Annotated in this window: 19 protein-coding genes; 8 read left to right on the top strand and 11 right to left on the bottom strand. The window is 67.6% G+C overall.

Features of this window, described 5'->3' with window-relative positions:
* Positions 1 to 15: 15 nt before the first annotated feature.
* From RNZ50_09915 to RNZ50_09905, 3 genes are all read left to right on the top strand, one after another.
* Positions 16 to 1,302 carry a capsule biosynthesis protein CapA gene (locus RNZ50_09915; protein MDT8855326.1) on the top strand — a complete coding sequence of 429 codons (1,287 nt, stop codon included), beginning with the start codon at positions 16 to 18 and terminating at the stop codon, positions 1,300 to 1,302.
* Between the two features lie 89 nt (positions 1,303 to 1,391).
* Positions 1,392 to 2,525 carry a polysaccharide biosynthesis/export family protein gene (locus RNZ50_09910; protein ID MDT8855325.1) on the top strand — a complete coding sequence of 378 codons (1,134 nt, stop codon included), beginning with the start codon at positions 1,392 to 1,394 and terminating at the stop codon, positions 2,523 to 2,525.
* Positions 2,526 to 2,529: 4 nt separating this feature from the next.
* Positions 2,530 to 4,581, top strand: coding sequence for a capsular polysaccharide biosynthesis protein (locus RNZ50_09905; protein MDT8855324.1), 2,052 nt, complete (start codon positions 2,530 to 2,532; stop codon positions 4,579 to 4,581).
* A gap of 245 nt (positions 4,582 to 4,826) precedes the next feature.
* On the opposite strand, the gene RNZ50_09900 is transcribed toward RNZ50_09905, so the two are convergent.
* From RNZ50_09900 to RNZ50_09890, 3 genes are all read right to left on the bottom strand, one after another.
* A complete protein-coding gene (locus RNZ50_09900; GenBank protein MDT8855323.1) occupies positions 4,827 to 5,324 on the bottom strand; it encodes a MarR family transcriptional regulator in 498 nt (165 codons plus the stop codon).
* Between the two features lie 82 nt (positions 5,325 to 5,406).
* Complete coding sequence (locus RNZ50_09895; protein ID MDT8855322.1) at positions 5,407 to 5,712, bottom strand: succinate dehydrogenase assembly factor 2; 306 nt, start codon at positions 5,710 to 5,712, stop codon at positions 5,407 to 5,409.
* A 2-nt stretch (positions 5,713 to 5,714) separates the two neighbouring features.
* Complete coding sequence (locus tag RNZ50_09890) at positions 5,715 to 6,116, bottom strand: helix-turn-helix transcriptional regulator (protein ID MDT8855321.1); 402 nt, start codon at positions 6,114 to 6,116, stop codon at positions 5,715 to 5,717.
* A 107-nt stretch (positions 6,117 to 6,223) separates the two neighbouring features.
* Between RNZ50_09890 and RNZ50_09885 the strand changes: the two genes are divergently transcribed.
* Together RNZ50_09885 and RNZ50_09880 are read left to right on the top strand one after the other, a co-directional pair.
* Positions 6,224 to 7,426, top strand: a complete 1,203-nt coding sequence (locus tag RNZ50_09885) for a pyridoxal phosphate-dependent aminotransferase (protein MDT8855320.1) — start codon at positions 6,224 to 6,226, stop codon at positions 7,424 to 7,426.
* A gap of 9 nt (positions 7,427 to 7,435) precedes the next feature.
* Positions 7,436 to 7,843 carry a hypothetical protein gene (locus RNZ50_09880; GenBank protein ID MDT8855319.1) on the top strand — a complete coding sequence of 136 codons (408 nt, stop codon included), beginning with the start codon at positions 7,436 to 7,438 and terminating at the stop codon, positions 7,841 to 7,843.
* A gap of 120 nt (positions 7,844 to 7,963) precedes the next feature.
* On the opposite strand, the gene RNZ50_09875 is transcribed toward RNZ50_09880, so the two are convergent.
* The 6 genes from RNZ50_09875 to RNZ50_09850 form a co-directional block, all read right to left on the bottom strand.
* Entirely contained in the window at positions 7,964 to 9,319 is a 1,356-nt protein-coding gene (locus RNZ50_09875; GenBank protein MDT8855318.1) for an MATE family efflux transporter, read from the bottom strand.
* A 50-nt stretch (positions 9,320 to 9,369) separates the two neighbouring features.
* Entirely contained in the window at positions 9,370 to 10,314 is a 945-nt protein-coding gene (locus RNZ50_09870; GenBank protein MDT8855317.1) for a hypothetical protein, read from the bottom strand.
* Positions 10,296 to 10,952: a DUF1007 family protein gene (locus RNZ50_09865; GenBank protein MDT8855316.1), complete on the bottom strand. Its 657-nt coding sequence runs from the start codon at positions 10,950 to 10,952 to the stop codon at positions 10,296 to 10,298. The genes RNZ50_09870 and RNZ50_09865 overlap by 19 nt, the downstream gene beginning before the upstream one ends.
* Positions 10,952 to 11,557 (bottom strand): methyltransferase domain-containing protein, encoded by a 606-nt coding sequence (locus tag RNZ50_09860; protein MDT8855315.1) that lies wholly within the window; start codon positions 11,555 to 11,557, stop codon positions 10,952 to 10,954. Before RNZ50_09860 ends, RNZ50_09865 begins: the two co-directional genes overlap by 1 nt.
* A gap of 65 nt (positions 11,558 to 11,622) precedes the next feature.
* Complete coding sequence (gene ppk2, locus RNZ50_09855) at positions 11,623 to 12,570, bottom strand: polyphosphate kinase 2 (protein ID MDT8855314.1); 948 nt, start codon at positions 12,568 to 12,570, stop codon at positions 11,623 to 11,625.
* A gap of 299 nt (positions 12,571 to 12,869) precedes the next feature.
* Entirely contained in the window at positions 12,870 to 14,933 is a 2,064-nt protein-coding gene (locus RNZ50_09850) for a helix-turn-helix transcriptional regulator (GenBank protein ID MDT8855313.1), read from the bottom strand.
* 217 nt (positions 14,934 to 15,150) lie between these two features.
* On the opposite strand from RNZ50_09850, the gene RNZ50_09845 reads away from it, so the two are divergent.
* Both RNZ50_09845 and parE read left to right on the top strand, forming a co-directional pair.
* Entirely contained in the window at positions 15,151 to 15,810 is a 660-nt protein-coding gene (locus RNZ50_09845) for a glutathione S-transferase family protein (GenBank protein MDT8855312.1), read from the top strand.
* Between the two features lie 85 nt (positions 15,811 to 15,895).
* Positions 15,896 to 17,851, top strand: coding sequence for a DNA topoisomerase IV subunit B (gene parE / locus RNZ50_09840; GenBank protein MDT8855311.1), 1,956 nt, complete (start codon positions 15,896 to 15,898; stop codon positions 17,849 to 17,851).
* Here the strand turns inward: parE and RNZ50_09835 are convergent.
* A complete protein-coding gene (locus RNZ50_09835; GenBank protein MDT8855310.1) occupies positions 17,848 to 18,762 on the bottom strand; it encodes a RelA/SpoT domain-containing protein in 915 nt (304 codons plus the stop codon). The two genes, parE and RNZ50_09835, sit on opposite strands and share 4 nt — an antisense overlap.
* 249 nt (positions 18,763 to 19,011) lie before the next feature.
* Here RNZ50_09835 and RNZ50_09830 point away from each other — a divergent pair, with 249 nt between their 5' ends.
* The gene (locus RNZ50_09830; protein ID MDT8855309.1) at positions 19,012 to 19,728 is read left to right on the top strand and encodes a DUF1194 domain-containing protein; all 717 of its coding nucleotides are present in this window, start codon (positions 19,012 to 19,014) and stop codon (positions 19,726 to 19,728) included.
* Positions 19,729 to 19,784: 56 nt separating this feature from the next.
* On the opposite strand, the gene RNZ50_09825 is transcribed toward RNZ50_09830, so the two are convergent.
* Positions 19,785 to 20,198 carry a cytochrome C gene (locus RNZ50_09825; GenBank protein ID MDT8855308.1) on the bottom strand — a complete coding sequence of 138 codons (414 nt, stop codon included), beginning with the start codon at positions 20,196 to 20,198 and terminating at the stop codon, positions 19,785 to 19,787.
* Positions 20,199 to 20,206: the final 8 nt, after the last annotated feature.

The following is a 20,206-nucleotide window of genomic DNA, read 5'->3' as shown; positions in this document are numbered from 1 at the left end:
AAAATCGGACCATACATGCGCATATCGGGCGAAGACCGCCGCTTCCTTTTCCTCCAGGGTCCGCACGGACCCTTCTTCCACCGGCTCGGCCGGATGCTGGCGCAATCGGGGGCGCAGGTCTGGCGCGTGGGGTTCAACCGGGGCGACAGGGCGTTCTGGACCTCGGGGCGCTACATCCCGTTCAGGGGCACCCCCGACCTCTGGCCCGAAACCCTCGCCGCGCTTCTGGCCGACCACCGCATCACCGACATCGTGCTTTATGGCGACACCCGGCCGCTCCATGCCCATGCCGTGGCCATCGCCCGGGCGGCGGGCATCACGGTGCATGTGTTCGAGGAAGGCTACCTGCGCCCGCACTGGGTCACCTATGAACGCGGCGGCGCCAACGGCCATTCCCGGCTGATGACGCTGAGCGTAGCCGACATGCAGGCGGCGCTGGCCCATTCCGACATGGATCTGCCCGATGCCCCGGCCCGCTGGGGCGACATGCGCCAGCACATGTTCTGGGGCGCGCTCTATCACTGGTTCGTGCTGGCGGGCTTCTGGGATTACCGCGCCTACCGCCCGCACCGCGCCCTGACGGTCTGGCAGGAGTTCCTGCTTCACTGCCGCCGCCTGCTGCTGCTGCCGGTTCACCGCCTGCGGCGCTTTGCCGCCACCTTCCGCATCCGGCACGGCGGCTTTCCCTATCACCTGGTGCTGCTGCAACTGGAACATGACAGCAGCTTCCGGACGCACAGCCCCTTCGCCAGCATGACCGACTTCCTGCAGCTTTGCGTCGAAAGCTTCGCGCGGGGTGCCTCGCCGCATCACCATCTGGTGTTCAAGGCCCATCCGCTGGAAGACGGCCGCGTGCCGGTGGCGCGCGAGATCCGCCGCCTTGCCCGCGAACACGGGCTGACCGGGCGGGTGCATTTCGTGCAGGGCGGCAAGCTGGCGGCGCTGCTGAACCACGCGCGCTCTGCGGTCACGGTCAATTCGACCGCGGGCCAGCAGGTGCTGTGGCGCGGGCTGCCGCTGAAATCGCTCGGCGCCTCGGTCTATGGCAAGCCGGAGTTCGTCTCGGCCCAGCCGCTGGCCGAATTCTTCGCCCGCCCCACCCGCCCCGACAGCCGCGCCTACCGCGATTACCGCCACTACCTGCTTGAAACCAGCCAGGTGCCCGGCGGCTTCTATTCCGCCCGCGGGCGGCGCGAACTGCTGCGCCAGGTGGTCGACATGATGCTGTCGCCCGAAGACCCCTATGACGCGCTCACCTCGGGCAACGCGGCACCACGGCAACAGTTGCGGCTGGTCAACTGACCGGGTCACGCCAGACTGGCAATTTGTGCCGCCTTTCTGTAGGTTTCCAAAAAAAACGTGAGGCAGCAATCCACAAAGGAGCCCGGGCAGTGAAATTTACGGCATCCAGAGGGGCCAAGGCATTGGCCCTTGTCTCGCTTGTTGCGATGGCTGCGGGCTGCGGGCTTCCCCGGGCCGGCCCCAACAAGAAGGAAATCTATGCGGGTTCGGTGCTCAAGAAGGGCGACGCCTTCATCGTGACGGTGAACAGCCGCGTCACCCGCGCCACGTCGGTGATGCCCGCCTTCGGCTTCAGTTCCGCCTTCCGCAACGCGGGCCTCGTCGGGTCCGACACCATCTCGGCGGGCGACACCCTCGCCCTGACCGTGTTCGAAAACGTCAAGGAAGACCCGCTTCTGGGCAACACCGGCCAGCGGGTCTCGGCGCTGGATCAGGTGCAGGTCGATGGCAGCGGCATGATCTTCGTGCCCTATGCCGGCCGGATCAAGGCGGCAGGCCAGACGCCCGAGGGCCTGCGCCAGGCCATCACCCGCAAGCTCGACACCCAGACCCCCGACCCCCAGGTCACCGTGCAGCGCGTCGCGGGCGACGGCTCGACCGTCACCATCTCGGGCGCGGTTGGCGGTCAGGGCGTGTTTCCGATCGAGCGGCCGACCCGGACGCTCAGTGCGATGCTGGCCCGGGCGGGCGGGGTCTCGATCGAGCCTTCGGTCGCCATCGTGCGCGTCACCCGCGGCGCGCAGACCGGCAAGGTCTGGCTCGAGGATCTGTACGCCAACCCCGGTCTCGACATCGCGCTGCGCGGCGGCGACCGCATCGTGATCGAAAGGGACACCCGGTCGTTCGTGGCGATGGGCGCCACCGGCGCGCAAAGCCTGATCCCGTTCGAGACCCAGACCCTCTCGGCCATCGAGGCGATTGCCCAGGTCGGCGGCCTGAACACCAGCCTCGCAGACCCGACCGGCGTGTTCGTGTTCCGCAACGAACCGGCCGAGATTGCCAATGCCGTGCTCGGCCGCAAGGATCTGACCGGCGACCAGCGCATGGTCTATGTGCTGGACCTGACCCAACCGACCGGCATGTTCGAGGCGCGCGACTTCCTCGTGCGCGACGGCGACACCGTCTATGTCACCGAGGCGCCGTTCGTGCAGTGGCAGAAATCCATCAGCGCGGTCACCGGCACGGCGGGGGCGGCGGATTCGCTGGCATCGGTCGGCGGCTGAGGCCTTGCCGCAGGCGCGCGAACCGGCAGACGCCGTGGCCTTTCCCCGGCGGCTGTTCTTCTACAACGCGGGCGTGCTGCGCCAGCCCCGCCTGCGCCGCATCCTTGCGCTGGCCGGGCACAGCCTGCACCTCGGCCTGCCCGGCAAGGGCGACGGCGTGATGGTCTGGGGCCGCAGCCCCCATGCCGCCCGGGGCGAGGCCATCGCCGCCCACCGCGGCGTGCCGCTCTTGCGCATCGAGGATGCCTTCCTGCGCTCGGTCCGCCCCGGCAGGCTGGGCGACGCCCCCCTTGGCCTGCTGCTCGACGACGGCGTGCATTTCGACGCGGGCGTGCCGTCGCGGCTGGAACGGCTGCTGGCCAGCCACCCGCTCGACGATGCCGCCCTGCTGACCCGGGCGCGCGACGGCATCGGCCGCCTTCAGGCCGCCGACCTCTCGAAATACAACAGCCACGACCCCGGCCTGCCACCCCCGGCCCCCGGCTATGTGCTGGTGGTCGATCAGGTCCGGGGCGATGCCTCGATCCGCCATTCCGGCGCCAGGGCCTCGACCTTCCGGGAAATGCTGGTCTTCGCGCAAGAGGAACATCCCGGCGCGCGGGTGATCATCAAGACCCATCCCGAAACCGCCGCCGGCCTGCGCCCCGGCCATTACGGCCCGCAGGACGCGCAGGGCCGCGTCAGCCTGCTCAGCGATCCCGTCTCGCCGTGGCGGCTGCTGGAAGGCGCCGTCGCAGTCTACACCGTATCGTCGCAACTGGGGTTCGAGGCGATCCTGGCCGGCCACCGCCCCCGGGTGTTCGGCCAGCCGTTCTACGCGGGCTGGGGGCTGAGCGCCGACGAAAACCCGCCCCCGCGCCGCCGCCGCCGCCTGACCCGCGCCCAGCTGTTTGCCGCCGCGATGATCCTCTGCCCCACCTGGTACGACCCCTGCCGCGACCGGCTGTGCGGCTTCGAGGCGGCGGTGGACCAGCTTGAAGTCGAAACCCGCGCCTTCCGCGAAGACCGCGCGGGCCATGTCGCCCTCGGGATGCGATTGTGGAAGCGGGGGCACCTGCAAGCAGTGTTCGGCCGCGAAAAGCCGCTGGTCTTCCGCGACGACCCGGCCCGCGCCGCGGCGCTGGCGCTTGCCACCGGGCGCGGCCTGCTGGTTTGGGCCGGGAAGGCCCCCGACAGCCTCGCCGCCCCCACGATCCGCCGGGTCGAAGACGGCTTCCTGCGCTCGCGCGGGCTGGGGGCCGACCTGATCCCGCCGCTGAGCCTCGTGACCGACGACCTCGGCATCTACTACGACCCCGGCCGCGAAAGCCGTCTGGAACGGCTGATCCTGTCCGGCCCGCCCCCCGGCGGTCGCGCCCGGGCCGAACGGCTGCTGGCCACGCTGATCGCGGGCGGGCTGTCGAAATACAACCTCGCGGGCACCCTGCCGCCGCTTCCCGCAGGCCATCGCATCCTGGTGCCGGGCCAGGTGGAAAACGACGCCTCCATCCTGCGCGGCGCGGGAGAGGTGCGCAGCAACCTCGCCCTGTTGCGCGCGGCGCGGCAGGCCAACCCCGGCGCCGTGCTGATCTACAAACCCCACCCCGATGTCGAGGCGGGCCTGCGCCCGGGGCTGATTCCCGCCACCGACCTCGCCTTGGCGGATGTGGTGGCCGCCCGCGCCGACCCCATCGCCCTGATCGGCGCGGTGGACGAGGTCTGGACGATGACCTCGCTGATCGGGTTCGAGGCCCTGCTGCGCGGCCGCCCCGTGACCTGCCTCGGCGCGCCGTTCTATGCCGGCTGGGGCCTGACCCGCGACCTCGGCCCGGTGCCCGGCCGCCGCCGCCACGCGCCCGACGGCCACCCGCTGCCGCGCCCCGACCTGATCGCGCTGGTCCATGCCGCGCTGATCGCCTATCCGCGCGGCTTCGACCCCGTCAGCCGCCGCCCCTGCCCGCCAGAGGTGGTGGCCGACCGCCTGATCCGCGGCCCGCTGCCCCTGCCCGGCCCGTTCAACCGGGTGCTGGCAAAGCTGCAGGGGCGCCTGGCCAGCCACGCCGGCCTCTGGCGCTGACCCGATCCGGCGCGCGCGATTTTTCTACGAAAAATCCGGCCCGCGCTGCCGGGGTTTGCCCCGCCACCATCCGGGCTTGCACGAAAAGACCGCAGCCCGCGCGCCGCAGGGTCCGTCTCGCCCTGCACCCCGCCGGCCAGCCTGTCACGGCCAATTGACCGCTGCCCGCGCGCCACAGGCTCCGTCTCGCCACGGCCCGTCCGATACCCCTGATTTTTCGTAGAAAAATCGCACCTCCCGCACCGTCAGTAGATGTAGCGGATCTGCTCGGTCCAGTAGCGTTCCATCCGTTTCAGCGACTGGTTGATGTCTTCCATCCCCGCCGCTCCGATCAGGCCGCGCCGGTCCATGCCCTCGGCGTGGCGGGCGAACAGGTCTGTCAGCACCCCGCGCACCCGGCGCCCCTTTTCCGTCAGCCGCACCCGCACCGACCGGCGGTCGATCTCGGATCGCTGGTGGTGCATGTAGCCCAGATCGACCAGTTTCTTCAGGTTGTAGCTGACGTTGGACCCCTGGTAGTAGCCGCGCGATTTCAACTCGCCCGCCGTAACCTCGTTGTCGCCGACGTTGAACAGCAGCAGCGCCTGCACCGAGTTGATTTCGAGAATCCCCAGCCGCTCGAATTCGTCCTTGACGACATCGAGCAGCAATCGGTGCAGGCGTTCCACCAGCGCCAGGCTTTCCAGGTAGCCCCCCATGAAGGCCTTCTGCGACCCGTCCAGAACCTCTGCCTGCATGTGCATCCCAAATCTCCGCCTTCGCTTGCTTCAAGGGGCAGATTCGGGACAAAAGGAAAACATCTGGTAAACTCTCGCCGGTTTCGCCTCAAGTTTTCCGATGTTCGTCCCCGGACCCGCCTCCGGCAGGGGTCAGCCGCGCCCGGGCGAAGACCCCGATCTCGGCTATCAGACCGGCCAGCGCCTCGGGCGGCGCGTCCTGCCCCAGCACCCAGGGCAGCAGGTCCTGGTCGTTCTCGGCCAGCAGCACCTCGTAAAGCGCCAGCCGCGCCGCATCCATCCCGGCCAGATGCGCGTCGGAATAGGGCCCGAGGATCAGGTCCATCTCCTTGGTGCCGCGCCGCCAGGACCGCATTCCCATGCGTTTCAGCCGCGCCTCGGGGGTTTCCGCGATGCTCATTCCGGCACCTCGGCCAGCAGGCCGCGCAGGCGCTTTTCCATCTGGCCCATCTCGGTGGTCAGGGCCTGCATCCGCGCCCGCATCTGCCCCAGATCGTCAAGCGCGCCCCGCGCCTCGCCCGGCAGCACCCGGGGCAGCGACGGCTGGTCCAGCCCGTCGCCCTCGCCGGTCAGCATCCAGCGGATCGACACGTTCAGCATCCCCGCCATCATCTGCAGCTTGTTGGCGCGCGGGTCGATCAAGTCGTTTTCCCAGCCCTGCACTGTCTTCAGCTTGACGCCCAACTGCCGCGCCAGGTCTTCCTGGCTCAGACCGGCAGCCTCGCGCGCACCGGCCACCCGGTCGCCAAAGGTCGCAACCTCGTCGCTGAACCAGCCTTTTTCCGCGGTTTCCGCCATCTTGCCTCTCCTTTTCCGATATCGCTTGATCGCCTGACGGGGCCACCCTAAGACAAGCAGCCGGAAAGTTCAAACCGACCCACCCTGCCCCGGCCGGAGATGCCCCGATGCCCTTCCTGTCCGACACGCTGGCCCGCGTGAAACCCTCGCCCACCATCGCCGTCACCACCAAGGCGAACGAGCTGAAGGCGGCAGGCCGCGACGTGATCGGCCTTGGCGCAGGCGAGCCGGATTTCGACACGCCGCAGAACATCAAGGATGCCGCCAAGCGGGCGATCGACGCAGGCAAGACCAAATACACCGCGGTGGACGGCATTCCCGAGCTGAAGCGCGCGATCTGCGACAAGTTTCTGCGCGAGAACGGGCTGACCTACACGCCCGCACAGGTCAGCGTCGGCACCGGCGGCAAGCAGATCCTCTACAACGCGCTGATGGCGACCTGCAATCCGGGCGACGAGGTCATCATCCCGGCCCCCTACTGGGTCAGCTATCCCGACATGGTGCTGCTGGCGGGCGGCACCCCGGTGGCGGTGGCCGCCGGCATCGAGACCGGGTTCAAGCTGACGCCGGAACAGCTTGAGGCCGCGATCACGCCGAAGACCAAGTGGTTCATCTTCAACTCGCCCTCCAACCCGACCGGGGCGGGCTATACCCGTGCCGAGCTGAAGGCGCTGACCGATGTGCTGATGCGCCACCCCCATGTCTGGATCATGTCGGACGACATGTATGAACACCTCGTGTTCGACGATTTCGAGTTTACCACCCCGGCGCAGGTCGAGCCCGGGCTTCATGACCGCACGCTGACCTGCAACGGCGTGTCCAAGGCCTATGCCATGACCGGCTGGCGCATCGGCTATTGCGCGGGACCGGTGGACCTGATCCGGGCGATGGGCACGATTCAAAGCCAGTCCACCTCGAACCCCTGCTCGATCTCGCAATATGCCGCCCTTGAGGGGTTGACCGGGCCGCAGGAATTCCTGACGGAAAACAAGGCGCTGTTCCAGCGCCGCCGCGATCTGGTGGTGGCGATGCTGAACGAGGCGGCCGGCATCACCTGCCCGGTGCCCGAAGGCGCGTTCTACGTCTATCCCGACATCTCGGGCTGCATCGGCAAGACCAGCGCCGCGGGCACACGGATCACCGACGACGAGGTGTTCGCCACCGCCCTGCTGGAGGAAACCGGCGTCGCCGTGGTGTTCGGCGCGGCCTTCGGCCTTTCGCCCAACTTCCGCGTCAGCTACGCTACCTCGGACGCGGCGCTGCGCGAGGCCTGCACGCGCATCCAGCGGTTCTGCGCCGCACTGACCTGAGGGGGCGGCATGGCGGGCGATCTGCCGGAGTATTATTTCCGCATCCGCGACAATGGCGCGGCGGTGTTCCGGGTCGATACCGAGAACCGCCAGCGCCGGATCGACATGGCAGAAATTGCGGTCGTCAACGTCCGGAACGGCAACATCAAGCCGCACGGCGACGCGGCGCTGTCGCCCGCCGACCTGACGGCGATCCGCGACTGGATGGCCGCCCGCGTGGCCCTGCTGGCGCAGCGCGACATCGACGACATCCACCGGGCGGTTGACTACATGAACCTGACGACGCACTGGGCGCAGACCCGGGCGACGGATGACCAGCTGGAAAACGTCACCGACTCGCTGCTGCTGGCGATGCATGACCTGCGTTCGGTGCTGGTGCGCCGGAAGGCGGAGCGGCTGATTAAGGGGCCAGACTGACGGGGCCAGACTGGCGGGGCCAGACTGACGGGGCCAGGCGGCGGCGCGGGCTGAGAGGCCGGCGGGGGCTGTCTGCCCCCGCACCCCCGAGGATACTTGTCCAAGGTGAATGGGGTAGAGTCAGGCTTTCGGGGCGCGCGTCCAGAAGCGGATCATCAGCAGGACGGCGGCGAGGGCGAGGCCGACCACGAGGCCGAGCCACAGGCCCACCCCGCCCATGCCGAGGGGGAAGGCAAGGACGTAGCTGACCGGGATGCCGACCACCCAGTAGCTGAGCGCCGCCAGCCACATCGGCACCCGCGTGTCCTGCACGCCGCGCAGCAGGCCCAGCGCCATCACCTGCGCGGCGTCGGCCATCTGGAACAGGGCGGCCAGCGCCAGCAGCGTGGTGCCGAAGGCGATGATCTGGGCGCTTTCGGGTTTCGAGGTGTCGAGGAACAGCGCGATGATCGGTTCCGGCACGGAGAGGAACAGCGCCACCATCACGAGCCCGAACCCCAGCGACAGCGCGATGGCGACCATTGCGCCGTCGCGCAGGCCGCGGGCGTCACCCTGGCCCTGCGCCCGCCCGGTCCGCACCGTGGTGGCGTTCGAGAGGCCGACATGCACCATGAAGGCGAGTGCGGCGACCTCGAGGGCGATGCCGTGCGCCGCGAGTTCGACCGTGCCGATCCAGCCCATCATCAGCGCCGAAGCCTGGAACAGCCCGCCTTCCGCGAGGCTGGTCAGTCCGATCGGCAGGCCGAGGCGGTACACCTGGCGCATCGCAGACCAGTCGGGCCGCCAGAACCGCTGGAACAGCGCGAAACGGCGCAGGTCGCGCAGCAGGCCGGCATAGAGTGCCAGCACCAGGACCGTCAGCACCTGCACCCCGACCGAGGCGATGGCCGCGCCCCGCACGCCGAGTTCCGGCGCGCCGCCGTTCCCGAAGATCAGCAGCCAGTTCAGCCAGACGTTCAGGAAAACCGCGGCGATGGTGGTCCAGAGCACGACCTGCGTGCGCTCGAGCGCCGCGAGGTAGCTCTTGAACACCATCACCAGCAGGGCGGGCACCATGCCCGCACCTGCCACGCGCAGGTAGTCCTGCGCCAGCGCCGCCACCTCGGGTTGCTGCCCCGCCGCCAGCAGGATCGGCCCCGAGGCCCAGAACAGCGGGTAGGTCAGCACGCCGAAGCCGATCGACAGCCACAGCCCCATGCGGGTGTCGCGGCGCACCTGCGCCTCGTCGCCGCGGCCCAGCGCCTGCGCCACCATCGGCATCACCGCCTGCGCAAAGCCCGCGCCGAGGATGAACACGATGAAGAACACAGATGATCCCAGCACCACCGCCGCCAGTTCCGCCACGCCATACCAGCCCAGCATCACCGTATCGGTGACATGCAGCCCCATCTGCGCCAGATGGCTGCCGATCAGCGGCAGGCCAAGGACAAGCGTCGCCCGCGCATGGGCTGCTTTGGAAAGGGGCAAGGCGGTCATTTGCCGGGCTTATCCCGGCCCGCGCGGCGCGGCAAGGTGCCACAAGCAGTCTAAAGGCTTGACAGAAGCAACTGCCCCGAGATCAGCGCGACCAGCAGCCCGATGCCGAGTTCCAGCAGCGGCAGCGCCGCCGCCAGCCGCGCGCCCGGCAGCGCGGCCAGCGCGCCCTCGCGCGCCCAGACACTGGCCGCGGCGACGGCAATCGTGACCGTGGCGGTGCCCAGCCCCATCGCATAGGCCCCGGCGATGCCCGCCGCGGGGATCTTCATCTGCCATGTCAGCACCAGCAGGAACAGCGCGCCGGTGCAGGGCCGCAGCGCAATGCCCGCAATCAGCACCAGAGCATCGCGCCAACCCGCGACCCTTGCCACTTCCTCCACGCTGGGGCCGTGGGCGTGGCCGCAGCTTGCGTCATGGACATGCCCGTGGTCGTGGTGCCCGTGGCCGTGGTGCCCGTGGCCGTGGTGCCCGTGGTCATGGTGCCCGTGGTCATGGTCGTGCCCCCCGCGCCGGAGCCCGCGCCAGCCGCGCCACGCCAGCCACAGCCCGATGCCCGCAATCGCGGCATAGCTGACCGGGGCCATCACCTGCTCGGTCACCGCCACCAGCCGCTCGCGCCCCCAGCCCAGCAGGAACACCCCGGCATAGACCAGCGCCACCGCCACCGTCGCCTGCGCCAGCGACGAGGCCAGCGCAATCGCCGCCAGCGGCCCCAGCCGAACCCGCCGCGCCATGGCGTAGCTGCCGATCAAAAGCTTGCCATGCCCCGGGCCCGCCGCGTGAAAGAAGCCGTAGCCGAAGGCCACCCCCAGCAGCGCCATCAGCGCCCCGGGATCGCCCGCCCGCAGGCGGCGCAGGGCGGCGGCCAGCATGTCCTGCACCTCGCGCTTGCCCGCGTCGGCCCAGCGCGCGATGCCGTCCAGCGCGCCCAGCGCCCAGGCCAGCCCCAGCACCGCCGCCAGCACCAGCCCGAGGATCAGGAACCGCCGGCGCATGTGATGCGGGCCTCCTCGGAATAGGCGGCGCCCACGGCGGGAAAGTCGCCCTCGATGCCGGCGTCACCGGTGTATTCGTCGATCGCAGCCTGCAATATGGCATCGGCTGCGGCGCGGTCGGGCTCGAACACCTGCACAGAGCATTCGGGGGCGGCGCCAGTCAGCACCGGCGTGCCCGCGATGGCATAGGCGGAATAGAAGCCCGGATCATAGACCTGCACCACCAGCGGCACGGCACCGGGCCTGAGCGGCGGTTCCAGCCGCCGCAGGTGGGTCGAGATCACCCGCCCGTCGCGGTAGTCCACCGTCCAGTCGGACGGGCGCGACAGCACCAGCGGCACGTCGCCCGCCAGCGCATGGGTGTCGCCCGCGAAATCCGCGTCCCACGCCATGTCGAAGCCGGTCAGCGCCGCCTGTTCGGCGGGCGTCAGCGTGCCGTCGCCGTCCGGGTCCATGCCGCGATCCTCGACGATCATCAGCGACACGAGGTCGTCATAGGCCCAGGTGATGCGCAGCGCCGTGGCCATGCCTTGCGCGTCGAAGATCACCTCCAGCCCGGTGTCGATGAACACATGCGGATGCGCCGCCACCTGCCCGGCCAGCCCCGCCAGCACCGCGCCTGCCAGACCGACCCGCATCACGGCAGCGCCGCCGGGCGCCGCGCCACGAAGTCGATCAGCGCCGAGCGGCCGCAATGGCCGGTGCCCTCGCTGATGTCGGCATCGTAGTCTTCGGCCAGCAGCACCTGCCAGCCCGGGAAATCGGCGCGCAGGGCGTCGAGCGTGTAGAGGTTCTCGACCGCGCGCGGCCCGCCGGTGCCGTTGGCGATCTGGCGCGGGGCATAGCCGTGCAGCAGCACCAGCCCGCCCGGCACCACCGCCCGCGCGATGCCCGCGTGGATCTGCGCCCGCAGGGCGGGGTCCGCAAACTGGATGAACACCCCCAGCACCGCATCGCATGGGTGGCCCGCCCAGTCCCATCCGGCAATGTCGCCCTGCACGAACCCGACCGTCACCCCACGCGCCGCCGCCAGGGCGCGCGCCTTTGCCAGCGCCACGCCCGAGGCTTCCAGCGCGGTGACGCGGTGCCCCTGCCCGGCCAGCCAGACCGAGTTGCGCCCCTCGCCGTCGGCAAGGCTCAGCACCCTTGCGGCGGGGGGCAGCAGCGGCGCCACGCGCAGCAGGAAGGCGGCGGGGTCGGTGCCGAACAGATAGCCGTCGCCCGCGTATCGCTGATCCCACATGCACCCGATCCTTTCGCCGCATCCCCTCTCATTTAGGGGCAGCGGCAGCGCAGGGCAAGGCGCGGTCAGATGCGCGGCTTGCGGGTTTCGGGATGCAGCGCCGCCTCCAGTATCCGCCCGGTGCCGCTGATCACCTGCGCCGCCCGCCCCACGATCAGCGGATCGGGTGGCGTCACCACCGTCAGATCCTTGCCCGGATAGTCGATCGAGGCCAGGAAATGCCGCATGCAGTTCAGCCGCGCGCGCTTCTTGTCGTTCGACTTGACGATGGTCCAGGGCGCGTCGGCGGTGTCGGTGTAGAAGAACATCGCCTCTTTCGCCTCGGTATAGTCATCCCATTTGTCGAGGCTGGCCTTGTCGATCGGCGACAGCTTCCAGCGCTTCAGCGGGTCGGTCTCGCGCTGGAGGAAACGGGCACGCTGTTCGTCGCGCGTGACCGAGAACCAGTATTTGTAAAGCCTGATGCCCGACCGGACGAGCATCCGTTCCAGTTCCGGCGCCTGGCGCATGAACTCCAGATATTCCGAGGGGGTGCAGAACCCCATCACCCGCTCCACCCCGGCCCGGTTGTACCAGCTGCGGTCGAAGAACACGATCTCGCCCCGGGTCGGCAGGTGTTCGATGTAGCGCTGAAAGAACCACTGCCCGGTTTCCTTCTCGCCGGGTTTGGTCAGGGCGACCACGCGGGCGTAGCGCGGGTTCAGATGTTCCATGAACCGCTTGATCGTGCCGCCCTTGCCGGCGGCGTCGCGCCCCTCCATCAGGATGACGAACTTCTGCCCCGTATCCTGCGCCCAGATCTGCACCTTCAGCAACTCGGCCTGAAGGCGGGCCTTCTCGGCCTCGTAGATCCTTGTGCCCATCAGCCGCGCATAGGGGTAATGCCCCGACTCGAACGCCTCGCGGATCACGTCGGGATCGACGGCGGGGAAGACCCTGGGGCCGGGCACCTCTACCGCCGGACTTTCCGCCGCCACGGGAACAGGCGCGACCGGGTCCGGGCCCCGGGGCATCTCGGCGGCATCTTCCATCTGGCGTCATCCTTCTGCGGTGGGGAAACCTCTTGCGGCAGCACAGACAGCCTCGGGCCGAATGCCGCCGGCGACTTTGATCCATGTCATTTCAGACCGGAAAGACAGCGGGTATTTCACCAAAAAACAGGGCGACGATGCCGATACGCACCGCCGCCCTGCTTGGGGATAATTGTAACCGTGAAAGTCAATTTGATCCAAACTTCGGGAACTCCTTCTTGGTAATGAAGGCACCGCAAAACCGCATACCCCATTTGCGGTATCCGAGCTAATTTAGACCGTCATCGCGGCAGGAACCGGGTCAGATGGTCCAGAACCAGCGGCCATTCGGCAAAGAACAACAACTGCCCCGTGCGCGGCACAAACTGAATCTCCAATAGCGGGAAATCTGTCCTTAACTCGCGAATCGTTTGCAGCGGCATGTGCACGTCCTGGTCGCCCTGCAACAGCAGCACCGGCACCCGGCAGGCCCGCAGCACGTCCGACCAGTCGCGCTCCGATCCGATGCAGTCGCGGGTGAAGGCCTCGTGCGCCGACAGCTGGCGCCCGAGGCAGACCTCCGATCCCGTCAGTATCGCCTCGCGCACCTCGGGGCGGGCAAAGGTGTCCAGATCGGCAGGCGACCCGCCGATGACCTGTTCGAAGAACGCCTCCTTTCCCAGCTTGCGCGCCAGCGAAAAGCCGGCCTGCACCAGGAACGGCAGCACGCGCGGCGCATAGCGGGCGTTGGCCCGGATGAAGCGTTGCCATTTGTTCATCCGTTCATATTGCGCGGCGGTGCGCAGCGGCAGACGCACGGCGCAGCCCAGGATCCCGCTGACCAGATCGGGCCGGATCAGCGACAGCTTCATGGCAAAGCGCATGTCCGCCCCCTGCGCCAGCACGGCGGCTACTGGCACCCCCAGATGGTCCAGCAGCGCGGCATGGTCCTGCGCGGTGGCCAGCAGGTGGTCCGCGCCCCGGCCCTGCGGATCGCTGCGCCCGTAGCCCGCCCGCACCGGCACGATCACCCGGATGCCCCGCGCTCGCGCCGCGCGCTCGGCACTGGCGGGCCAGCGGATCAGCCCGAATTCCAGATGCATGTAAAGGCAGGCCACGCCTTCGGGGTCGCCGAACTCGATCCAGTCCAGCCGCCGCCCGTCGGGCAGCCGCATGGACCTGAACGGCACCTCGTCCATCCCGGCGCCCCGCAGCGGCACCGAAAGCCCCTGCGCCGGTATCAGCGCCAGGTCCATCAGCCCCATCACCACCCGCATCAGCTCCGCCTGGCCATGCGTTTCCGTCTTGGCCAGAACCGAGCGGACCTGCGTCCGCACCGTCTCGACGGACCGGCCCCGTGCGGCGGCAATATCGCGCAGCGGCAGCCCCAGCGTCAGCCCGCGCACGATCTCCACCTCGGCGGCGGTCAGGCCGAACGCCTCCTGCACGGTCACCTCGAAGCCCTCGGGCCACACCAGTTCGGTCGTGATCACCAGCGCCAGCGGCCGCCCCCCCGGCCGGTCCGTCCCGCCCTCGACCGGGCTGACGCGCAGGATCACCGGCCCGCCGGTCACGGTCGACCGGATGCGCAGGGTGACGACCTTTTCCGCCTTGCCCCCGGCCACCTTGCGGATCACGCCGACCAGCGCCGCAACGTCTTCGGCATCGAACGGCAGCGCCGCCAGCGCCGCCCCCTCGCTGACCGAGAATGCCTGCCCCGCCGCCCGGTTGCAGCCCGCGATACCGCTCCAGCCATCCGAGACGAACGCGGCAGACCGCGGAATGTCCGACAGCACGGCGCGATAGCCGGCCTCCTGATGCGCCGCCTCGAAACGGTCGAGGAACACGCCCGCCCGGCGGACATGCGCCTCGATCTCGGGGTCGTTCAGCGGCACCACCTCGTCCAGCGGCCCGGCCCGCATCACCGCCGTCCTGCCCTCCCAGACCTCCAGCAGGTCGCTCAGCCGGATCGGGTCGATCGCAACATCGTAAAGCCGGTCAATGATCTCGGCCCGCGCGGTCCGCTCGATGCCCCGCTCCGGGTCCGCGCATTCCTCACCCGGCGCCGGGTCTCCGCCCTCCGCCTCCCGCGCCGGGTCCGCGCTTTCCTCACCCGGCGCCGGGCCCGCGCCTTCCGCCTCCCGCGCCGGGTCCGCGCTTTCCTCACCCGGCGCCGGGCCCGCGCCTTCCGCCTCCCGCGCCGGATCTTTGCCTTCCGCCCCCCGCGCCAGAGCAACGCTCCCGGCACCCTCCGGCGGCCCGTCATTTTCCGGGCCAGCGCCCTGACCGGCGTTCTCTTCCACTCCACACCGATCGTGACCCTGCTCGCTCGCGCCCGGTTCGGCGTCCTGCTCGCGACCTTTCATGATAAGCCATTTCTGAAATGCCAGATTTCCAGCGTGCCGCAACTTTCCCTTCCGGGCAAGAAAATGCTGTTCACGACCTGTCATCCTGCCCCGCTTTTGAAACGACCGTTTCAGACGCGCCGGGGCGGATGGCGCGCAGGACGGGGCACCGCGCCGTCTTCCCGCGGCCGCCCATCCCGGCTAGTCTCGGCGCCGCATCCCGGACCCGGAGGTTCCCATGCCCACCCTTTACGGCGTCTGCCGTTCCCGCGCCTCGCGCCCTGTCTGGCTGCTGGGTGAAATCGGCCTGCCCTTCGACCATGTGCCGGTGATCCAGGCCTACCGCCTGCCCGACCCCGCCGCCCCGGATGCGCCTTTCAACACCGCCTCGCCCGACTTCCTTGCCGTGAACCCGCAGGGCCAGATTCCGGCGATGGAGGATGACGGGCTGGTGCTGACGGAATCGCTGGCGATCTGCCTGCATCTGGCGCGCAAATACGGCGGCGAACTTGGCCCGCAGGGGCTGGCCGAGACGGCCGAGACCGACCAGTGGGCGCTGTTCGGCGCCACGTCGCTGGAAACCCCCGGCATCGACATCCTCTACACCATAGCCGACGGGCTGGCCGATACCCCCGAAGGCGCGGCAAGGATCGCCGCCGCCGCCGAAAGGCTCGCCCGGCCGCTGGCAAGGCTGGAGGCGCATCTTCTGGGCCGCGACTGGCTGGTGGGCGACCGCTTCACCGTGGCCGACATCATGCTGGCCGAATGCCTGCGCTATGGCGCGGCGCACAAGCCGCTGCTGGCGGCATACCCCGCCACCGCCGCGTGGCTGGCCCGCGCGCAAGCCCGCCCGGCCTTCCAGGCCATGTGGGCCGCGCGGATGGCCGAACCGGCCTGACCTGCCGCCCCCACATCTTGCGTCCCTCGCCCCCGGGATGTTCTACTGATACCCCATACGACCCATAACAAGAATCGAGCATCCCATGGCGAATGACCTGCTTTCCGGCACCACCGAAACCTACGATGCCTCCAGCATCGAGGTTCTCGAAGGGCTGGAACCGGTGCGCAAACGCCCCGGCATGTATATCGGCGGCACCGACGAACGCGCGCTGCACCATCTGGTGGCCGAGGTGCTCGACAACGCGATGGACGAGGCGGTGGCAGGCCACGCCACCCGCATCGAGGTCGAACTGCACGCCGACCATTCGGTGACGATCCGCGACAACGGCCGCGGCATCCCGATCGACCCGCACCCCAAGTTCCCCGGCAAGTCTGCGCTGGAAGTCATCCTCTGCACCCTCCATTCCGGCGGCAAGTTCGGCGGCAAGGCCTATGAAACCTCGGGCGGCCTGCACGGGGTGGGCGCCTCGGTGGTCAACGCCCTGTCCGACGTGATGAAGGTCGAGGTCGCCCGCAACCGCGAGCTTTATACCCAGAGCTTCTCGCGCGGCATCCCGCAGGGCCCGATCGTCAAGGTCGGCCCCGCCCCCAACCGCCGCGGCACCTCGGTGATGTTCCACCCCGACCCCGAAATCTTCGGCTCCCTGCAATTCAAGCCCGCCCGCCTGATGAAGATGGCGCGCTCGAAAGCCTACCTGTTCTCGGGCGTCGAGATCCGCTGGAAATCCGCCATCTCCGACAGCGAAACCCCGGCCGAAGCGGTGTTCCACTTCCCCGGCGGCCTGTGCGACTACCTCAACGAACAGCTTGAAAAGACCACCACCTACGCCGACCGCCCCTTCGCCGGCAAGGTCGGCTTCCCCGAGAAGTTCGGCGTCCCCGGCTCGGTCGAATGGGCGATCAACTGGACTCCGGCGCGCGACGGCTTCATCCAGTCCTACTGCAACACCGTCCCGACCCCCGAGGGCGGCACCCACGAGGCCGGCTTCTGGTATGCCATCCTGAAAGGCATCCGCGCCTATGGCGAGCTGGTCAAGAACCGCAAGGCCGAGCTGATCAGCCGCGACGACATGCTGGCCGGCGGCTGCGCGCTGATTTCCGTCTTCATCCGCGAGCCGCAATTCGTCGGCCAGACCAAGGACCGCCTGTCCACCGAAGAAGCGCAGCGTTACGTCGAACAGGCGGTGCGCGACCATTTCGACAACTGGCTGGCCAACGACACCCGGTCGGCAGGGGCGATCCTCGATTTCCTCGTGCTGCGCGCCGAGGAACGCCTGCGCCGCCGCCAGGAAAAGGAAACCGCCCGCAAGACCGCCACCAAGAAGCTGCGCCTGCCCGGCAAGCTGACCGACTGCACCTCGAAAACCCGCGAGGGGACCGAACTGTTCATCGTCGAGGGCGACAGCGCCGGCGGCTCCGCCAAGGGCGCGCGCGAACGCGAGACCCAGGCGCTGCTGCCGCTGAAAGGCAAGATCCTGAACGTGCTGGGCGCAGCCTCCGCCAAGCTCAACGACAACACCGAGATCCGCGACATCTGCGAGGCGCTCGGCGTCTCGATGGGCACCCGCTTCAAGGTCGACGACCTGCGCTACGACAAGATCATCATCATGACCGACGCCGACGTAGATGGCGCCCACATCGCCAGCCTGCTGATGACCTTCTTCTTCACCCAGATGCGCCCGCTGATCGACAAGGGCCACCTCTACCTCGCCTGCCCGCCGCTCTACCGCCTGACACAGGGCGCGCGGCGGCTCTATGTCGCGGATGATGCCGAAAAGGAACTCTGGCTCGCCAAGGGCCTTGGTGGCAAGGGCAAGATCGACGTGCAGCGCTTCAAGGGGCTGGGCGAGATGGACGCGAAAGACCTGAAAGACACCACGATGAACCCCCTGACCCGCAAGCTGATCCGGGTCAGCATCGACGAGGACGAGCCGGGAGAAACCTCCGACCTGGTGGAACGCCTGATGGGGAAAAAGCCGGAACTGCGGTTCCAGTATATCCAGGAGAATGCGCGGTTCGTGGAGGAGTTGGATGTTTAAAGATTTTGAACTGCATCATTTAGTAGCTGCACGAAGTCTGCCGGATTGGTTAGATAGTTTCTATACGAGCTTCTAATTGAGCGTGGTGTCGAGGCACGAACATAGACGACGTTTGAGCAATCTGGATGAGCCAGTAGTTCTCTTTCCTTTTCGACGGCTCGAGATGCTTTCGTGTAACCAAAAATCTCCAGTGTATCATCATTCTGGAAAGCTAAAACCGTATGTTGCTTAATCTTGGTCAAGTCCCCTTGTTCTCGCAGCTTGGCCAATCGATCCAACAGTCCAATACTGGCCTCAAGATCACGAAATCTCAAGACAAGCTCTCTATCACCAAGGTCGGCAACACAACTCTTCATCTTTTCATGGTATCTGGCCAGTATTTCGCTTGCCAGCCGAAAAAACTCCCCATACTGGCCCGTGCCATCTTCAAATTTCGTTCGAGCATCCAGAACTAGATCGGCAATTTCCACCGCCGTCGCCCAAGCATGCTGGACGTCGGTTCTAAGTTGCACTTCAATTTTCAGACCCGACAAGTCTAAACGATCTTGTGACGAAGGAACATATCCGTAGACATAGTGAACGCCACGGTAGCCGGTCGGCTTTGGGCGGGCGATGTAATCGTATTTGCTACTGTCATGCTGCAGTTTATGCCGAGCGCGACTTTCTTTCTCCAAGTACACCCGAAACTTATTCAGTGTATCAATACTTGAAAATATTAGTCTGCATCCACCAAGATCATGCATTGTGGCTGCATCTTTGGCCCTCCCCGAAATGAGCTTCTCGATTAAAGTATCTCGGCGCTTTAGTCTTTGCGCTGGAGCAAGCCCAGTTGCGTCTAGGGAAGGGCGTCGCAACCACATCGCAATCGCCGAAAGAGGCTCGAGGTGAGCCTTGCGCCAGTCATCCAGCATATCGACGTCATCCGGCCGAGCCATAAGGCCGCCACACTCAGCGATCCTTTTTCCGGCATTTCGAACACTGCTTTTCGAGGGTAAGGACATAAGAGAGACAGCCTTTGCGTTTCAGCTTCACATTTCCATGGTAATGAACAATGTGCAATCCCGAGAAAAGGGCTGGCAGACCCGCGCCAATGCACATCTGCGCAAGGTCCTGGGCCTTTAGCATTTGCCTTCCCGGCCGCGTGCCCTAACCTTCAAGCCATGCGCGCGATTCTGATCAGCCTTTTGCTCGCCCTGCCCCTCCACGCCCAGGAGGTGGATCTGGAACTCGTGCTGCTGGCCGATGCCTCGGGCTCGATCGACCAGTCCGAGATCGACCTGCAACGCCAGGGCTATGCCGCCGCCATCACACACCCCGACGTGGTCTACGCGATACAAAGCACGCTGACCGGCACCATTGCGGTCACTTACGTCGAATGGGCGGCCAATCAGGTGACGGTGGTCGACTGGACGATCATCGACGGCCCCGAGACGGCCGCGGCCTTTGCCGCGCAACTCGTGCCTCCGCCGCGTCTGGCCTATGGGCGCAATGCCATCGGTGCCGCGCTGCTGGAGGGGCGGCGTCTGATCGACGCCAACGAAATCACCGGCCTGCGCCGGGTGATCGACTTTTCCGGCGACAGCATCAACAACTGGTCCGGCCCCGGGATTGCCGAAGCCCGTGCCGAAGTTCTGGCGGCCAACATCACCATCAACGGCCTGCCGATCCTGCGCCCCGGCGATCCGGGCCGCTCCGGCTCCAACCTGGAAGCGGAGTATGCCGAGCGGATCATCGGCGGGCCGGGCGCATTCGTCGTCACCGCTGACGGGCGCGACAGCTTCGCCCGGGCAGTGCGGCGCAAACTGATCCTTGAAATCGCGGGTCTGATGCCGGGCGACACTCTGCCGAGGGCGCCCAGACCCTTGCCAAAGGGTTAATACGCGGCATAAAAACCCTTTTTTTCAATGACTTGCGTCCGCTTTCACGCGTGAAATCAGCCCGGCAACCCCCGGACATATTCCGCCAGCTGCACCAGCCGCAGCGGGGTCGGCGTTTCGATTCCGTCACCGCTGTCATACAGCACCATCTTGCCCTCCAGCAGGTCACCGAAGGGCGGCATCAGCGCGTCCTTCGGCCCGGACTCGCCGGCATAGCCATAGACCTTGCTCATCACCCGGGCCATCGGAAACACCCCGCCATTGCCCGCCGCCAACCGCGTCAGGTCGGTCGGCCTGCGATCCAGCGTCGCCGCCATCTCGCCGTTGCCCCGCCCGCCCGACCCGTGGCAGGCCGAACAGAACACCGCGAAATCCTCGGCCCCGGTCGGGGTCTTCTCGAACCCCGGCATCACGCAGGCCGCCAGCACCCCGCTCAACGCCAGACCGGCGATCGGTATCAGAATGCGCATCGGAACCT

It is taken from the genome of Paracoccaceae bacterium Fryx2 (assembly GCA_032334235.1).
Taxonomy (GTDB): domain Bacteria; phylum Pseudomonadota; class Alphaproteobacteria; order Rhodobacterales; family Rhodobacteraceae; genus JAVSGI01.
This window is presented reverse-complemented; position numbering and strand designations above follow the sequence as displayed.

Coding starts and splice junctions, on each gene's coding strand:
- RNZ50_09900 (MDT8855323.1), bottom strand. CDS start 5,324: ATGCACATGCAGGCAGAGGTTCTGGACGGGTCGCAGAAGGCCTTCATG.
- RNZ50_09860 (MDT8855315.1), bottom strand. CDS start 11,557: ATGTGGGATCAGCGATACGCGGGCGACGGCTATCTGTTCGGCACCGAC.
- RNZ50_09835 (MDT8855310.1), bottom strand. CDS start 18,762: ATGCTGGATGACTGGCGCAAGGCTCACCTCGAGCCTCTTTCGGCGATT.
- RNZ50_09880 (MDT8855319.1), top strand. CDS start 7,436: ATGGCGGGCGATCTGCCGGAGTATTATTTCCGCATCCGCGACAATGGC.
- RNZ50_09850 (MDT8855313.1), bottom strand. CDS start 14,933: ATGAAAGGTCGCGAGCAGGACGCCGAACCGGGCGCGAGCGAGCAGGGT.
- RNZ50_09830 (MDT8855309.1), top strand. CDS start 19,012: ATGCGCGCGATTCTGATCAGCCTTTTGCTCGCCCTGCCCCTCCACGCC.
- ppk2 (MDT8855314.1), bottom strand. CDS start 12,570: ATGCCCCGGGGCCCGGACCCGGTCGCGCCTGTTCCCGTGGCGGCGGAA.
- RNZ50_09885 (MDT8855320.1), top strand. CDS start 6,224: ATGCCCTTCCTGTCCGACACGCTGGCCCGCGTGAAACCCTCGCCCACC.
- RNZ50_09825 (MDT8855308.1), bottom strand. CDS start 20,198: ATGCGCATTCTGATACCGATCGCCGGTCTGGCGTTGAGCGGGGTGCTG.
- RNZ50_09890 (MDT8855321.1), bottom strand. CDS start 6,116: ATGGCGGAAACCGCGGAAAAAGGCTGGTTCAGCGACGAGGTTGCGACC.
- RNZ50_09875 (MDT8855318.1), bottom strand. CDS start 9,319: ATGACCGCCTTGCCCCTTTCCAAAGCAGCCCATGCGCGGGCGACGCTT.
- parE (MDT8855311.1), top strand. CDS start 15,896: ATGGCGAATGACCTGCTTTCCGGCACCACCGAAACCTACGATGCCTCC.
- RNZ50_09845 (MDT8855312.1), top strand. CDS start 15,151: ATGCCCACCCTTTACGGCGTCTGCCGTTCCCGCGCCTCGCGCCCTGTC.
- RNZ50_09915 (MDT8855326.1), top strand. CDS start 16: ATGCGCATATCGGGCGAAGACCGCCGCTTCCTTTTCCTCCAGGGTCCG.
- RNZ50_09865 (MDT8855316.1), bottom strand. CDS start 10,952: ATGCGGGTCGGTCTGGCAGGCGCGGTGCTGGCGGGGCTGGCCGGGCAG.
- RNZ50_09870 (MDT8855317.1), bottom strand. CDS start 10,314: ATGCGCCGGCGGTTCCTGATCCTCGGGCTGGTGCTGGCGGCGGTGCTG.